The 16894-nt window shown below is 45.4% G+C and carries 15 protein-coding genes; 13 read left to right on the forward strand and 2 right to left on the reverse strand.

Annotated features, from left to right (window positions below; genetic code table 11):
* From BMX95_RS35315 to BMX95_RS17170, 6 genes are all read left to right on the forward strand, one after another.
* Window positions 1-204: sigma factor-like helix-turn-helix DNA-binding protein (locus BMX95_RS35315; protein ID WP_244898114.1), on the forward strand; the 204-nt coding region annotated here is incomplete at its 5' end.
* Window positions 205-457: 253 nt separating this feature from the next.
* Complete coding sequence (locus BMX95_RS17150; RefSeq protein WP_081202808.1) at window positions 458-1306, forward strand: FecR family protein; 849 nt, start codon at window positions 458-460, stop codon at window positions 1304-1306.
* Between the two features lie 83 nt (window positions 1307-1389).
* Entirely contained in the window at window positions 1390-4872 is a 3483-nt protein-coding gene (locus tag BMX95_RS17155) for a SusC/RagA family TonB-linked outer membrane protein (RefSeq protein WP_242673199.1), read from the forward strand.
* Window positions 4873-4914: 42 nt separating this feature from the next.
* The gene (locus BMX95_RS17160; protein ID WP_081202807.1) at window positions 4915-6501 is read left to right on the forward strand and encodes a SusD/RagB family nutrient-binding outer membrane lipoprotein; all 1587 of its coding nucleotides are present in this window, start codon (window positions 4915-4917) and stop codon (window positions 6499-6501) included.
* A gap of 25 nt (window positions 6502-6526) precedes the next feature.
* Complete coding sequence (locus BMX95_RS17165) at window positions 6527-8167, forward strand: DUF5689 domain-containing protein (RefSeq protein WP_081202806.1); 1641 nt, start codon at window positions 6527-6529, stop codon at window positions 8165-8167.
* A 144-nt stretch (window positions 8168-8311) separates the two neighbouring features.
* Window positions 8312-8725: a hypothetical protein gene (locus BMX95_RS17170; RefSeq protein WP_081202805.1), complete on the forward strand. Its 414-nt coding sequence runs from the start codon at window positions 8312-8314 to the stop codon at window positions 8723-8725.
* Between the two features lie 71 nt (window positions 8726-8796).
* Here BMX95_RS17170 and BMX95_RS17175 read toward each other — a convergent pair whose 3' ends face one another.
* Both BMX95_RS17175 and BMX95_RS17180 read right to left on the reverse strand, forming a co-directional pair.
* Window positions 8797-9786, reverse strand: a complete 990-nt coding sequence (locus BMX95_RS17175) for an NAD-dependent epimerase/dehydratase family protein (protein WP_081202804.1) — start codon at window positions 9784-9786, stop codon at window positions 8797-8799.
* Window positions 9787-9881: 95 nt separating this feature from the next.
* Entirely contained in the window at window positions 9882-10115 is a 234-nt protein-coding gene (locus BMX95_RS17180; protein WP_081202803.1) for a hypothetical protein, read from the reverse strand.
* Between the two features lie 145 nt (window positions 10116-10260).
* Here BMX95_RS17180 and BMX95_RS17185 point away from each other — a divergent pair, with 145 nt between their 5' ends.
* The 7 genes from BMX95_RS17185 (at window position 10261) to BMX95_RS17215 (ending at window position 16891) form a co-directional block, all read left to right on the forward strand.
* On the forward strand, window positions 10261-11211 hold the full coding sequence (locus BMX95_RS17185; RefSeq protein WP_207631668.1) for a D-2-hydroxyacid dehydrogenase: 951 nt from the start codon (window positions 10261-10263) through the stop codon (window positions 11209-11211).
* Window positions 11212-11337: 126 nt separating this feature from the next.
* Complete coding sequence (locus BMX95_RS17190; protein ID WP_081202802.1) at window positions 11338-12600, forward strand: dihydroorotase; 1263 nt, start codon at window positions 11338-11340, stop codon at window positions 12598-12600.
* 12 nt (window positions 12601-12612) lie between these two features.
* The gene (locus BMX95_RS17195; protein ID WP_081202801.1) at window positions 12613-13158 is read left to right on the forward strand and encodes a DUF4199 domain-containing protein; all 546 of its coding nucleotides are present in this window, start codon (window positions 12613-12615) and stop codon (window positions 13156-13158) included.
* Between the two features lie 3 nt (window positions 13159-13161).
* Complete coding sequence (locus BMX95_RS17200) at window positions 13162-14106, forward strand: glycosyltransferase family 2 protein (RefSeq protein ID WP_081202800.1); 945 nt, start codon at window positions 13162-13164, stop codon at window positions 14104-14106.
* Window position 14107: 1 nt separating this feature from the next.
* Window positions 14108-15226 carry a glycosyltransferase gene (locus BMX95_RS17205; protein WP_081202799.1) on the forward strand — a complete coding sequence of 373 codons (1119 nt, stop codon included), beginning with the start codon at window positions 14108-14110 and terminating at the stop codon, window positions 15224-15226.
* Between the two features lie 41 nt (window positions 15227-15267).
* Complete coding sequence (locus BMX95_RS17210; protein ID WP_081202798.1) at window positions 15268-16287, forward strand: GHMP family kinase ATP-binding protein; 1020 nt, start codon at window positions 15268-15270, stop codon at window positions 16285-16287.
* Between the two features lie 25 nt (window positions 16288-16312).
* Window positions 16313-16891: a D-sedoheptulose-7-phosphate isomerase gene (locus BMX95_RS17215; protein ID WP_081202797.1), complete on the forward strand. Its 579-nt coding sequence runs from the start codon at window positions 16313-16315 to the stop codon at window positions 16889-16891.
* Window positions 16892-16894: the final 3 nt, after the last annotated feature.

A 16894-nucleotide genomic window follows, 5' to 3' on the forward strand; every position in this document is an offset into this window, starting at 1 on the left:
CAGGTCTATCACCTCTGGAAAAACGCTACCAACAAACTTCCCGGACAAATGCGCCGCATTTACTCCATGAAAAATGAAGAACAGCTTTCTGTTAAAGAGATCGCTTCAGAACTGCAGCTGAGTGAACAAACCGTAAAGAACCAATTGCACACCGCCGGACAACGGATAGTTAAAATGTTGCGGCAGGTGCAGATCTTCTTTTAGGCAGAAGGCAGAAGGCAGAAGGCAGAAGGCAGAAGGCAGAAGGCAGAAGGCAGAAGGCAGAAGGCAGAAGGCAGAGAATTTCGGGCGGCGCAAGATAGGACAGAATTCCCGAATGTCGGGAGCCCACTCACTACTCACTACTCACTACTCACTACTCACAATATGACCAAATTGTTAACTCCCGTTTTTTTCTAATTTCCCTCTAGTACCAGTTTATTTCTTTAACCGTCTATTAACAAAAGCTATTTTTTGCATGCCCCGTAAATCAAGGCACAATAAGAAGAATATCAGTAATCAGGATGAGCAATGGCAACAGGCATGGCAATCGCCCGATCAAATGGGCATGCAGAAAAAGCAGATTTTGCTGAACAGCATCAATGACCGGATCGACAACCGCCGTCGCCAGAAAAAGCAATTGTTCTTTATTGGAATGAGTGCAGCAGCTGCCATAGTGATGGCGATCTTTTTCAAAATGCCGGGTATCGATGCTACCGGAAACGCCAATGCGTGGCAGGAACTGGCCAGCGCCGACAGCGCAAAAAAGATCCAGTTGGAAGACGGATCGGTAGTATGGCTGGCCCCCTATTCAACAGTAAAGGTATATGCGGATTTTACCAAAAAACGCAGCACCATACTGGCAAAAGGATCTGCCTTTTTTAGTGTGGCCAAAGATGCGGAACACCCCTTTACCATTGGGGTTAACCAGCAAATGGTCACTGTTGTAGGAACTGCCTTCACCATTAATAAACTGGACTCGGTTGATCTGCAACTGACCGTTAAAGAAGGTAAGGTGGCATTGAACAATCCCAGCGGCAATTTACTGTTAACAGCCGGTCAGCAGGTTATTACCTCACAGGCAAAAACAGGTGTGGTGGAAATAACGGAGCCGGGCGCGGCAGACTGGTGGTTACAACAACAGATGCGGTTACAAAATATCAGATTGGAAGAATTGATCAATCGCATTGAAAAATATTACCAGGTTAAGCTGATGTACGGCACTATCGACAAGAATAAAAAGGTAACGCTTACCTGGGACCTAACGATTTCATTGCAGGATAACTTAACGGTGCTGAACACATTGACTGGTCTAAATATCCACTAAACATTCCTTATCGTTTCCGACAGGTTTATTTTTCTGCTGAAAGGCGGACAGGCATTGTATTGTTTTTAATGTAACAGAAAATTATGGACTACGCTAAACTAAGAAAAACATTCACCGCGCTTGCAGTAATACTGATGACAGGACTCATCCACCTGCATGCGCAAACGGCTCAAATGCACTACCGGCATGCTGCCGGTAATTTGGCTGCAATTGCTGAAGAATTTGGCCGTGTATTTAAAGTAAAACTGGCTTATGCAACTGATGAACTGACCGCAGTAAAGGTGCCCGGCGCTTCCTATGAAGCAGGCAGTGTGGGTGAGTTATTGAATAAAGTATTGGAACCGGGTGGCTTTGTGGCAACCGCCAGTGGCAACAGCTGGGTGATCAAAAAAAGCGATGCACCCCCAAAGGCGCCTACCATGGTTTTGAAAGGTATGATCACCGAAGGCGGCATTCCCCTTCCCGGTGCTACCGTAATTATTAAACAGGACGGACAAAAGAATGTGATAGCCATTGCCGATGACATGGGCCGTTTTTCCAAAACCCTGTCGGTGATATCAGACGGATCGGTTGAGATCACGGCTGTAGGCTATCTGCCGTTGAGAAAGAAATTCGCTGCCGAAGCGCAACAAACATTGAATATTGTGCTGCAGAAGGATGATCAACAGATGCAGAATGTGGTGGTGACAGCATTAGGTATCAAAAAATCAGAAAGATCACTGGGGTATGCGCTTACAAAAGTAGACAGTACGCAGCTTACGCAAGCCACCAGTTTAAACTGGACGGATGCGCTTTCCGGTAAAGTAGCCGGTTTGAACCTTATCCGTTCCGGTGCCGGCCCCGCTGCTTCGAGCAAGATCATTCTCCGGGGCGAAAACAACCTTACCGGCGATAATGAAGCCCTGATAGTAGTGGATGGTGTGGTGATCAACAACAGTAGTGGTAAACGTTATTCCAACAGCAGCGATGCGGTGTATCAAACCAATGCCGACAACCTGCCGGCTGACTATGGCAGCACCCTGAATGATCTTAACCCCCAGGATATTGAAAGTGTATCTGTACTGAAAGGACCTGCTGCAGCTGCCTTGTATGGCCAGCGTGCGGCTAACGGTGCAGTTATTATCACTACCAAATCTGCTACCCAAAAGAAGAAAGGACATTTCAGCGTTCGCTATACCAGCAACGGGAACATAGAAGAGTTAAACAGAAAGCTTGACCGGCAATATGAATATGGCCTTGGTTTGGATGGACAAACAGATTATAGTTTCTCAAAATCTACCAATAGTTCATCCAGTTCTGCATACGGACCAAAATTCGATGGACAACTGTTTTACCAGTATGATCCTGTTACCCAGATACAAGGGAAAACCCCCACTCCATGGAGAGCCTACGATAATATCGATGATTTTTGGGACAGAGGTCGGGACCTCAAAAACAACGTGAGTATAGATGGCAGACTGGGTTCAACCGGAATGCGTATTAACCTTGGTACAGAGAACGACCACTGGATTGTGCCCAATACCGGTTTCGTACGTAAAAACATAGGGTTGAGTACCAATACAGACATCACCAAAAAATTAAAGCTTTCTACCAAAATAAACTACGGCTTTAGAAACAGTGATAACCTGCCTGCTGCCGGATATGGAAACCAGTCTTTGATGTACTGGTATATTTTCTGGCAGCCCAATGCCGATTATAACTGGCTGAGAAATTACTGGATGGGTGCTCCGGGCAGTGCATACAGCAGCGATAGTATGTATCGCAGGATCAGATATCCTTTCTCTTCTTATCCCGAAAACCCCTTTGCGATCGTAAATGAGTTCCTGAACAAAACAAGAAGAAACAACGTAACCGGTAACGTAACCCTGAACTACCAGGTTACCAAAGACCTGAGCGTTATGCTGCGCGGCAGCCTTGACTGGATGAACGATAAACGTGAGCAGGACAGGCCTTTTGATGCCGGTTCACGCCTGCCAAGAGGTTCTATAAGAAGACAGAACATTTACAGCCAGGAAAAGAGTTACGACGTAATGGCAAAATATGTCAGAGATCTCAATCCGGACATAAAGTTGGGTGTAACCCTTGGAGGCAGCCAGCTGAAGAATAAATATGACAAATTTGATGTAAGGAACGATGGTTTACACCTGCCGGGCATATATACCATGGAGAATAGTGAGTATGGGCTTACTTATTTCCCCGATACCAGCCGTTATGCAATAAATAGTATGTACGGCATTATCAACCTGAGTTATAAAAATTATCTGTTTGCTGAAATTACCGGCCGGCAGGACTGGAACAGTGTACTGGCCACTAAGGACAGAACGGATAATGTAGGATTTTTCTATCCTTCTATTAATACCGGTTTTGTACTGTCGGAAGTAGCCAAACTCCCTGCTGTTATCAACTATGCCAAGATCAGGGCCTCGTTTGCCCAGGTAGGTAGCGGTGGTACTACACCGTACAGAACGGCTTACACCTACCATGTTGCGGTAAACGGCGGTATTTATCCGGATAGTGCATTGGCCAGCCCTACCATATTGCCCAACCCCAATTTAAAACCATTGCTTACTTCCACATTTGAGTTGGGTACGGAAGTTCAGTTTTTCAATGGCAGAATAAGTTTGGACGTGACGGGGTATTTGGGAAAAACCAGCAACCAGATCCTGACAAGAACCGTGGATGCTTCATCTGGCTACCCTTATACAATTATCAATGCGGGAACTGTACGAAACGGCGGTTTGGAAGTAAGTGTTAATGCCAAACCCATTGCAACCGCTAATGGATTTAACTGGGGCGTTTATTCAACTTTCTCTTTCAACAAGAACAAGATCCTGTCAATGCCGGATAGTTCGGTATTGCTGCGGGCAGGTAATATAGCCAATGGTCAGATTGTGGCTGCTGTAGGCGGCAGCATGGGTGATTTATATGGTTTGGGTTACCAGCGTAGCCCGGATGGACAAGTGGTGTATGATGCTGCCAGCGGCGTACCGCTGATCACACCAAATATCATTAAGCTCGGTAACACGATCCCTAAATTCAAATTCAGTCTTGGTAATAATTTCCGCTATAAGAATTTTAGTTTAAACGTGCTGTTCGATGCGCAGAAGGGTGCCAAGGCTTACTCGCTTACCCATTACAAAATGGCAGAGCAGGGCAAATTGAAAAGTACAATACCGGGCCGGTACAATGGTATTATTGGCAACGGCGTGGTACAAAATCCTGATGGAAGCTACCGTAAAAATGATGTGGTGGCCTATGATATCGATCAATACTATCAGCACAGCATGGGTAGCTTCAATGCAGAAGGAAGCACGTTTAGTACGGATTTTATAAAATTCCGCGAAGCCAGTTTAACCTACTCGCTCAGGCAGCCATTCCTCAAAAAATTAGGATTATCGGCTGCAAGCATTGGTGTTTACGGGCGCGACCTGTTCATCTGGACACCCTGGCCAATATTCGATCCTGAGTTTGGTACTATACAGGGATCAGATATTGTAACGGGTTTTGAAACAGCACAGTTTCCTTCAACCCGCACTATGGGTTTCCTGTTGTCAATCGGGTTTTAATTATTGTGTAAAAGAGATGATCAACAATAAAAGATTAAACGGATGAGAAAGCAATTATTTATAGCATGTCTGGTTTTGATGGCTGTGCCAGCACTCTATTCATGCAAGAAGGGTTTTCAGGACCTGAACGTAGATCCTATCAATATTATCAGCACTTCTCCAAGCAGGTTACTCGCGCCCGCACTGGTAAACTCCGTGTGGCCCGGTATGAACAAGAACAGGAGCTTTACCAATGAATTGATGCAGGTAACCGTGGCCCAAAGTGATGGGGACGCTACCATATTCAGATACGCTTTCAGGGCCAACGTATCGGATTATTTATGGAATGCCTGGTACGGGCAACTGACCAACTTTAAACAGGTAGACAGTCTGGGACGCGGCGGTGAACACGCAAAAGTAGACTCTGCCAATGCCACTTATCAGGGTATTGGAAAAGTATGCAAAGTATGGCTGTTTTCGAACCTGACGGATGGTTATGGCGATATTCCTTACTTCCATGCGCTGGAAGGTGATCAGCAAAATGTAGTTGCGGCTTTCGACAGGCAGAAAGACATTTACCTGGATATGTTTGACAGGTTGGAAGAAGCCAATACCCTGCTTGCCAAAGGCGATGTAATTGTGCCAAGCAGCGATCCTGTATACCAGGGAAATGTTGATAAATGGAGGAGATTTTCCAATTCATTGTACCTGCGCCTTTTGTTGCGTATTTCCGGTAAAGCAGATGTACAACAACAATGTATTGCTAAAATAAAACAGATAGTAGAGAACCCCACTCAGTATCCAATTTTTCAAACCAATGCAGACTGCGCCCGGTTACTTTGGAGCGGAGGTACCAGTACTACCGATCCTTATACCAATCCTTATGTGATCAATGTGCGTACGTCTGATTTTAAAGGTCCGGCTATTTGCAGTTTCTTTTTAGACCATCTGGTTTCGTGGAGTGACCCTCGTTATGTTTCAGCCAGTCCGTATGGTACTGGTAGTATTGGCGCTTTTGGTATTGCCCAGGCCAGCGGCGGCGGATGGGTTGGTGTAGAAAGTGGTTATGCAACAGGTCATGGGGTAACTAAAGGTTGTTATTTTCAAAGCTATGATGCTTCCTCAGGTGGTGGTACCGCGTCGCTGCAGCAAAGTAAGATAACCGGCATCATGATGCAAACTGCTGAAGTAAAGTTTATACTGGCGGAAGCGGCGTTAAAGGGATGGATTGGTACTGCCGGCGATACAAAAAAATACTGGTACCAGGGCATGGCATCTGCCATCAATTATTGGGTAGCTGCTTTCCCCGAAGATACTGCTGCAAGCCAGTTTAAGACGCACGTTTCAAATCTTGCCAATGTCAGTGAAAACTGGGATGAATCGCTTACTGTTGAAGGGAAAATGGAATTGATCCACCTGCAGAAATACTATGCCCTGTTTTTGACCGATCTGCAACAATGGTACGAATACAGGCGCACAGGACATCCTGTTTTACCAAAAGGACAGGGCTTGTCGAACGGAGGCGTAATGCCTGCACGTATGGTATATCCTGTATATATACAGGCTGCCAACCCCGTAAACTATAAAGCTGCAGTGGTAGCACAAGGGAACGATGAAATATCTACTAATGTATGGTGGCAGCAGCCTTAATTGTGTCAAATAAAAAAATATCAAGATGAAATTTTCAATAAAGCTTTTATTAATAATCAGCATAGCTGTTGTAACAGGCAGTTGTAAGAAGGATACCTACAAAGATTATCCGGGAGGGGTGCCTTACGATGTGATCTCTATTCTGGATGTTCGCCCGCTTTATAAAGGTAAAGATGTAACACTTACCAAAGAGAATATGTATGGTGGTATTAAACTGAATGCAGTCGTTATATCTGACCATACAGCGGGCAATTTACCCAAAAATTTGCTGGTGGTGCAGGATATGCGCCGGGTGCAAACGCTGCGCGGTATTTCTATAGACCTGGGTGATGCTGCTGCCAAATACCATCCGGGCGACTCGGTAGTGATCGTTGTTGCCGGTAAAACCTTAACCCGTAAAAATGGTATTTTGACTATTACGGGCGTAACAGAAGCTGACATTACCAATGCGGGTAAAGGAACGGTTGGTATAAATGCAATAAATTCAGCACAGCTGCAAACCAATTATTATGACTATGAGAGCTCGCTTTGCATCCTTAATAAATCAAGTTTCTATCCAATTCCCAAACCCGGAGAAACGATCAGTGGCGCTAAAGTGGTCAATGATGGTTTCGGGAACTTTATTCTTAATACAGATCCGGGCGTAAGTTATGCCAATGATACTCCTTATACGCTGGCGGCTTATGTAGGCATTCCTTTTGGTAAACCGGATAGTACTGTGGAGTTGAAAACAAGAAACGCATATGATATCATAGATATGGGGTCTTCTGAACAGGACCTGCTTATCTCCGGTTATCAAAGCGATCCCAAAGGCGGAGACGGCAGTTATGAATATGTGCAAATGCTGGCTACTAAAGATATAGACTTTGCAGTTACGCCTTACAGTATTGTGTTCTGTAATAACGCAGGTACTGCCAGTTCTGCTACCCCACTCGACGCCGGCTGGGCAACAGGCGGACAGCGTACCATTAAATGGAACATTACATCGAGCAGCGTAAAAAAAGGACAATTCTTTTATTTTGGTTTCCAGGGCAAAAAGATCAATGGTTCTGCAGGTACTGCTTCATTCTCGGGGCCAAGCTGGTATCAAAAGAACTTTCTTACCAGCGGTAACAATGCAGTTACAGGCGCCGTTAACCTGCCCAATCTTGGCGATGGCGGACTGGCGCATCCAAGTGAGTTTGGTACATCGGGCCCCTGGGCTAATAGCGGAAACACCTGTGGTGTAGCCATCTTTAAAGGAACTACTATCAGCGCAGCATCGGTGCCCGAAGATGTATTGTTTATGGCTACCGGTGGAGGCGCCGCCGTGTACGATCCGAAGAAAACGCCCATTTTAGGTTACCGGATCTGTAATAACGACTGGTACTCTATGAACTCCGTAGCTATAGATTCAGTTACTTATAAGCCTGTTATAGTCCCTTGTCAGCAATTCCAGGCCCTTGGCAATACTACCAGTACTGCTTATCCATTTAATGACGCACACCCGAATAATGGTAAAGATGCTTCCGATGCCGGCCTGTATAGCATGATGGGTGGTGTTTATAATATTACCCTTCGCAGATGGACAACCGCCCGTAAACAGGTAATAGTAGAATTGATTCAAACTACTGCTACTATCGACACACTGGAAAAACATCCCAGCGTAACGAAACTGGTTGACTAAAATATTTTCTGGGCGATTCCCCCCGGGTGGGTCCGTTATGCGGGCTCACCCTTTTTTTATTAATTGGCCTTTAACACTCCTTTAGTAAACAACTGTTCTCCTTAGCCATCTATTATACAAACAAAACAATGGAGGAAACAGTATATGAAACAGATTTTTACCTTTATCGCCGTATTATTTAGTGTTACTACTTTTGCTGCTCCTGCCCCTAAGACCGCTAAAATTTCAATCTCAAATAGTGATCGTTCTATGATGCAGGTGAAGATAGATGGGAAGATGTATAACCTGAACAATACCTTTGTGATGGATAATATTCGTACCGGTAATCACTCCATCACTATATATAAAACTGAAAACGCAGGTTTCAGAAAAAAGACCGCAGTGATCTATAACAGTTCTATGTATGTTTCACCTGCCCAGTTGATCAATATCGATATCAATCGTACTGGTAAAGTGGTGGTTAAAACTACTACCGATAAATACGATAGAGATAACAGAAATGACTGGAATGACCGAAACGACCGGAACGATAGAAACGATCATTACGGAAGACACTAGAATAGAGCGGTGCCACGGTTCAAAACCAATAATATAGCGGTGCCCCGGTTCAAAACCGTGGCACCGCTATATTATTGCTCCGTTACCGGGAAAGGCCCGTCAATAAATTTTTCTGTATGATAGCCTTTGGCGCCAATCTGTACCGCCAGTGAACTGCGCAGTTCATTAGATGTTTGTAAATGCTGCATCAGATACCGGAAATCGTATTTCGGTTGCCAGCCCAGTTCCTTACGGGCTTTTTCATTTACATATACCCGGTCAATTGCGGGGAACATTTTCCAGCCGCGTTGTTCGTAAACAGGAATATATTCCGGTACCAGTCGTTTTACAACATCATTGGCCTGTACCCGCAGGTCCCACAGATCGGATTGCACAAACGGCGTGGTAGCGCTGATGATATAAGAACCAAAACCAATTGTGCGTGCACGTCCGGCTGCGGCCAGGTGGGCGCTCACCACATCTTCAATTTCTACCCGGCGATACAGGAATTCATTTGCTTTAAGGTTGGTGTCGGGGTAAATGGACCGCATTTTCCGATTGTCATCTTCCTCGGGAAAGAAGCGGGAAGTGCGCAATACCAAACAGGGCAATCCGGCATTACGGAAGTACAACTGACACAGGTTTTCTGCCGCTGCTTTGGTGACGCCGTAAATGTTTTTCGGCACTGGCATAACCTCTTCTGTTATCCAGGCTGCGGGTGCCCCTACCGGTGGTACCAGGGCATCGCCAAAAACACTGGTGGTACTGGTAAAAATAAAGGCCTCCACCCCTGCCGCTACGGCTTCCTGTAACAAATTAAGCGTGCCGGTAATATTGGTATCTATAAATTGTTGGGGACTGTGTGTTACAACATGTGGTTTGTGCAGCGTGGCGGTATGGAACACCTGTTGTACACCCTGCATACATTGTTGTACAAATGTACGATCGGTTATAGTTCCGGTATGGGTGGTGTATGGTGTAGGGAGTATATCGATGCCAACTACCTCATGGTTCATCTCCCGAAATGTGCGCACAAGTGCCTCGCCCAAATGTCCTGCACTGCCGGTGACCAGTACTTTCATATGTTTTGCATTGAATCGTTAGAAATAAAATCCATTTTGTTTCCCGACTTTCAGCCCCCCACGGCTGGGGGAGGTTCAGGTATCAATAAGCTTATTTAATCTTCTTTCACATACTTATAAACGTTCTTTTTATAGGCATTCAAATCTTCCAGGGTTGAAATTTCTTCAAACCGGTAAGCGGTTCCATTGGTGTTTTGTCTTACCAGCGCCACTACTTCACCGCCTACTACCGCGCTTTGCGCTTTGCGAAAAATGGCATCCAGCGACTGTCTGTCGTTCAACATCTGGTATTCTTCTATCTGAGCAACATTTATAATATAATCTGCCATTGTAATTGGTAATGTGAATGTTAGTTATAATAGAGCGAAGATAGATCAAATTAAGAAGTACTCATACTTCGTACCAATTGCCTTGCGCACTAATTGCGGTTTTTGTTTTTACTTTGCCGTTCAAACTTACATCAGCAAAAGACACATGATAAAGATTGTAGTAACAGACGGCTATACATTGAACCCTGGCGATTTAAGCTGGAAACAGATAGAAGCATTGGGCGAGTTAAAGGTATATGACAGAACAAAACCGGAGGAGATCGTTGACCATTGTCGCGATGCCCAGGTCGTTCTTACCAATAAAGTACCTTTTAGTGAAGCTACGCTGGCGCAATTGCCGCAATTAAAAATGATCGGCGTTACGGCTACTGGTTATAATATTATCGATGTGGTGGCTGCTGCAAAAAAAGGCATTGTGGTTAGTAATGTACCAGCGTATGGTACAGCCTCCGTAGCGCAACACACCATTGCTTTGTTGTTGGAGCTTACCAATCAGGTGGGCAAACATGCCGCTTCGGTGGCAGCCGGTGACTGGGCAAAGTCGGCTGATTTTAGTTACACGGTGGCACCCCTAACCGAACTGGCGGGCAAAACGATGGGTATTGTTGGCTGGGGAAACATCGGTCAGCAAACCGCGCGCATTGCCCAGGCGTTGGGAATGGAGCTGCTTTATTATACCCCTTCCAAAAAGGAAAATGCATTTGCCGAATGGGCACCCCTGCCTGAATTATTTGCCAAGGCTGATTATGTGTCATTGCACTGTCCCCTGAAACCGGATAATATGGGTTTTGTAAATAATGATCTACTCAAGGTAATGAAACCCGGTGCCTGTATAATTAATACATCCCGTGGACAGCTGATCAATGAACAACACCTGGCCGATGCCCTGAATGAGGGCCGTATTGCCGGGGCCGCCCTGGATGTATTGTCGGTTGAGCCGCCTTCGGCCGGAAATCCCCTGCTTTCAGCCAAAAACTGTATCCTCACCCCACATATTGCCTGGATCAGCAAGGAAGCCCGTGAGCGGGTAATGGCTACTACGGTGGCTAATGTGGCCGGGTATTTAAATAACAAACCGGTACATGTGGTGAGCTAGGAAGGGCCTGCCTACGCCAAGGCTCCGGCGGGCGAAGCAGAGAACAAATGGCGGGAACTAAGGAACTGAGAACTAACAACTAAGAACTTAAAACAGAAATCCTTATCTTCGCTCAACTTTTTGAGAATGAAGATTCTAATTCAACAGGTTACAATTACTGACCCATCATCCCCATTTAACGGTACCAAGCAGGATATCCTTATTGAATCAGGAGTTATCAGGGATATTCAACCTGCTATTTCAGTGGAAGCAGATAAAGTGATCACAGGCAACCAGTTGCATTTATCGCCAGGCTGGGTAGATGTGTTTGCCCATTTTGCCGATCCCGGTTATGAATTTAAGGAAACACTGGAAACGGGTGCCCGTGCTGCTGCGGCAGGCGGTTACACCGATGTTTTCGTAATTCCCAATACCAAACCGGTGGTCGACAGCAAAACGCAGGCAGAATACATCAGCCAGAAGTCGAGATCGCTGCCGGTTACGGTTCACCCCATTGGCGCGATATCAAAAGGCGCCGAAGGAAAAGACCTGGCCGAAATGTACGATATGCGCAGTAGTGGCGCCGTTGCTTTCAGCGATGGCCTGAACCCGATCCAGTCTGCCGGTTTACTGCTGAAAGCGTTGCAATACGTAAAAGCCTTCGACGGTACTGTAATACAAATACCCGACGATAAAAGTATAGGCGCCAACGGTCTTATGCATGAAGGGATTGTTTCAACCCGGTTAGGTTTACCCGGCAAACCCATGATGGCTGAGGAACTACAGGTGGCCCGCGATATAAAACTGGTGCGTTATGCCGATTCAAAACTGCATTTCACCGGGGTAACCGCGCCCAAATCGCTCGAATACATTCGCCGCGCCAAAGACGCGGGACTGGCGGTAACCTGCTCGGTTACGCCTTACCACCTCTTTTTCAGTGATGAAGATTTACTGGAATACGATACCAATCTAAAAGTGTATCCTCCCCTGCGTACGAAAAGTGATGTGGAGATCCTGCGCCAGGCTGTGCTCGATGGCACCGTCGACTGCATAGCTACGCACCACCTGCCACATGAATACGACAGCAAGGTGCTGGAATTTGAATACGCCAAATATGGCATGACCGGTTTGGAAACATCGTACAGCGCCGTTAAAACGGCATTGCCCGGTATCACCGAAAGCCGGTGGGTTGAGTTGGTGAGTATTAATCCCAGGAAGATCTTTGGCCTGGAATGCCCGGTTGTTAAAAAAGACGCAACAGCCTGCTTTACGCTGTTTGACCCTGGGGTGCCGGTAACTTTTACCACGGCATCTTTCCGGTCGATGTCGAAAAATTCAGCCTTTATAAACAGAGCTTTGCAGGGAGCAGTGAAAGGCATCATCAACAAAGAGACCTTATTACTAAATTAATACCATCATTTTATGTCAACTGAACCCTCGGGCAAAAGTGCGAGCTTGCTATATGGTTTGCTATATGGCGCTGCAAGTATTGCCTTCACGGTTTTTTTATATTTAGGCGGGGTTAAAACCTTTATGAGCCCGGTTGCCCGTTTAGGTATTATCGTTCCCATTGCTTTTGCCGTGCTAACCGCCTGGCAACAGAAGAAAATTCAGGGCGGTTACCTGGAGTTTTCCGAAGCATTGAAGACTATTTTCAAAGCCATGGTAATAGGCCTTGCCCTGTCAATGGTTTTTGAATATATTTTATTTAACTACATTGACGTGGCTTTTAATCAGGCATTGATGCAGGCTACTTCTGAAGAAATGGAGCGGAGTTTGAAGGGACAGATGTCGCAGGAAAAAATTGATGACCTGGTAGAAAAAATTGGAACTGTTGATCAACACTCGTTCAAAATACAGGCGTTGACCTTTGCCATCAGGTGTATCCTGCATTTTGTGCTGGCATTGATCGTTTCCGCCATTATGAAAAAGAAACGACCTATGTTTGAAAATTCTTTTAACCAATAGACTATGGATATATCCATTGTAGTTCCTTTATTGAATGAAGAAGAATCCCTGCCGGAATTGTGTGCGTGGATTGAGCGGGTAGTTACTGCCAATAATTTCACCTATGAAATTATTATGATCGACGATGGCAGTACCGATACCTCCTGGGAGGTAATAGAACAACTACGTGTAAAAAATCCTCATATAAAAGGGATCCGGTTTCAGCGTAATTATGGCAAGTCTGCCGCGTTGAACGAAGGGTTTAAAGCAGCTATGGGTAAAGTGGTGATCACCATGGATGCCGATATGCAGGACAGTCCCGATGAAATACCCGGATTGTACAAAATGATCGTTGAAGACAAATTTGACCTGGTTAGCGGCTGGAAGAAGAAACGCTTCGACAATACCATCACCAAAAATATTCCAAGTAAATTCTTTAACTGGGCTACCCGGCGGATGTCGAAGATCCAGTTGCACGATTTTAATTGCGGGTTAAAAGCCTATAGGCATAAAGTTATAAAAAGCATTGAAGTGTATGGCGAAATGCATCGCTATATACCGGTGCTGGCAAAATGGGCCGGCTTTAATAAGATCGGCGAAAAAGTAGTGGAGCACCGCAAACGCAAATACGGCACCACCAAATTTGGCTGGGAACGGTTTGTAAACGGCTTTCTTGACCTGGCTTCCATAACATTTGTAGGCAAATACGGCAAAAGACCCATGCACTTCTTTGGTCTGTTCGGTTCAGCTGTATTGTTATCAGGTTTGCTGATGATCGTATATCTGATTGCCTCCAAGATCATTGAACCGGAATATGCACTAACCAACCGGCCGGTGTTTTATATATCATTAACATTGATGGTAATTGGTACGCTGTTATTCATTGCCGGATTTTTAGGCGAGCTGATTGCCCGCAATTCGGCTGGCCGTAACCATTATTTGATAGAGAAGAAATTGGGGGTGGAGTAATATGGCTCACAAAACGATTGTTATTATTGGACCCGGGCATCCGCTGCGGGGCGGGTTAGCCACCTTTAACCAGCGGCTATGTAAACAATTTATTGATGAAGGCCATACGTGTTGCATCTATTCATTTTCGCTGCAATACCCTTCTTTCTTATTTCCCGGCACCACGCAGTATTCAACAGACCCTGCACCAACGGACCTTGATATATATCCGGTGATCAATTCTGTTCATCCTTTAAACTGGGTGCAGGTAGGCAATGCCTTACAAAGGATCCGGCCCGATGTTATAGTGGTCCGGTTCTGGATCCCCTTTATGGGTCCGGCATTGGGTTCCATATTACGAAGAGTAAAAAAGAATAAACATACCCGCATTGTCGCCATTGCCGATAATGTAATTCCCCACGAAAAAAGACCTTTCGATACCCCTTTTACGCGGTATTTTCTAAAAAGCTGCGATGCTTTTATCACCATGAGTGAAAAAGTAATGAATGATCTGCGCACGTTTGAAAAAACAAAACCAGCCCAACAGGTAACACATCCGTTATACGATAATTTTGGAGAACCGATCTCCAAAGAAGAAGCCCGGAAAAAACTGGGGCTGGATCCCAATGAGCGAATCATGCTGTTTTTTGGCTTTATCAGAAAGTACAAAGGACTTGATATTTTGTTCGAGGCCATGAACCTGCTAAAAGAACAACCTGTAAAATTATTGGTAGCCGGTGAATTTTATGAAGGTGAAAAAGAGTACCGGGAACAAATAGAACGTTTAGGCATTAAAGACAGCCTGATCCTGCGTACCGATTTCATTCCGGACAGTGAAGTGAAATATTACTTCTGTGCGGCAGATGCGGTGATACAACCTTATCGCAATGCCACCCAGAGTGGAGTTACGCCCCTGGCCTATCATTTCGAAAAGCCCATGGTGGTTACCAATGTAGGCAACCTTCCCATTCAGGTGCCACATGAGCGGGTTGGACTGGTATGCGAACCCGAACCAGCCTCGCTGGCGGCCGCTATTACCCGCTATTTTGAACTTGGAGAACAGCATTTTATACCGCATCTTCGCAGCGAAAAGGAGAAATATTCCTGGCATAATCTAGTTAAGACTATCCTGGAAATATGAAAATTAGCCTGATTGCTAATCTGATTTTAACATCCTATTAAATGATCTATAGAAGCAAAGCACCCTTACGGATTGGTTTGGCAGGTGGCGGCACCGATGTTAGCCCCTACAGTGACCTGTATGGCGGGGCCATCCTCAATGCTACGGTGTCGTTGAATGCTTACGCCAATATTGAGCCTGTTTCGGAGAAAAAGATCCAGCTGCAGGCCCTTGACAGGCATGAAGTGCAGGAATATGACTGGTGTACCGAACTGCCCATCGATGGCAAACTCGATCTGTTAAAAGGCGTATACAACCGCATTCAACAACAATTCGGCATGCCCGAAACCGGGTTTAGACTGTCTACATTTGTAGATGCACCCGCAGGTTCGGGTTTAGGTACCTCCTCTACCCTGGTGGTAGCCATTGTGGGCGCATTTGCAGAAATGCTGCGGTTGCCGCTGGGTGAATACGATATAGCCCATCTTGCTTATGAAATTGAGCGCAACGACCTGAAAATGGCAGGTGGTAAACAAGACCAGTATGCTGCTACTTTTGGCGGTGTGAACTATATGGAGTTTTATGGAGACAATGTGGTGGTAAACCCATTGCGTATTAAACAGCAGTATTTGTTCGAACTGGAAAACAACCTGGTGTTGTATTATACGGCTACCAGTCGCGAATCGGCAAAGATCATTGAAAAGCAAAGCCAGAACGTGGTATCGAAAAAAGAAAAACCCATAGATGCCATGCACCAGCTCAAACGCCAGGCGCAATTAATGAAAGAAGCCCTGTTAAAAGGCCGTTTGCATGAAATTGGCGAGATTCTTGACTTTGGGTTCCAGCAAAAAAAGCAAATGGCTGAAGGGATTTCCAATACGCTGATGGATGAAATTTATGAAGCCGCTAAAAAAGCGGGCGCTACCGGTGGTAAGATCTCCGGCGCCGGCGGTGGTGGTTTTATGACTTTCTATTGCCCTGCCAATACCAAGTACAGCGTAATTGAGAAATTGAACGAATTTGGTGGGTTTGTAAGGAATTATCAGTTTGTTGACCATGGGTTAACCAGTTGGACCATCTAAATCCTAATATAAAAAATAAGAACCTATGAATAATAAGATTGCGGACATTATAAAAGCATCTATCAGTACCAAAGAAAGTATTTTGAAGGACCCGGTTTTGCTGGGTACTATCGATGAGCTGGCAAACATCATTACCAGTGCCCTGCGCAATGGTAATCGCATATATTTCTGTGGAAATGGAGGTAGTGCTGCCGATGCGCAACACCTGGCTGCCGAGTTCTCTGGCCGCTTTTATACGGATCGGGAGGCATTGCCTGCAGAAGCATTGCATTGCAACACTTCGTATTTAACAGCGGTGGCCAACGACTACAGCTTCGATGTTGTATATGCCCGTTTAATAAAAGGGATCGGTTTAAAAGGCGATGTACTGGTAGGTTTATCAACCTCCGGTAACTCAGGAAATATTTTAAAAGCGTTTGAAGCTGCCCGCGAAAAAGGCATTATAACTGCAGGCTTTACCGGTGAAACAGGCGGAAAAATGAAACCGCTTAGTGATTACCTGGTGAATGTTCCCTCAACAGATACCCCTCGCATTCAGGAAAGTCATATTATGCTGGGTCATATTATTTGTCAGCTGGTGGAAGAACAGTATTTCGGAAAATAAAGC

Source organism: Niastella yeongjuensis, from assembly GCF_900110245.1.
Taxonomy (GTDB): Bacteria; Bacteroidota; Bacteroidia; order Chitinophagales; family Chitinophagaceae; genus Niastella; species Niastella yeongjuensis.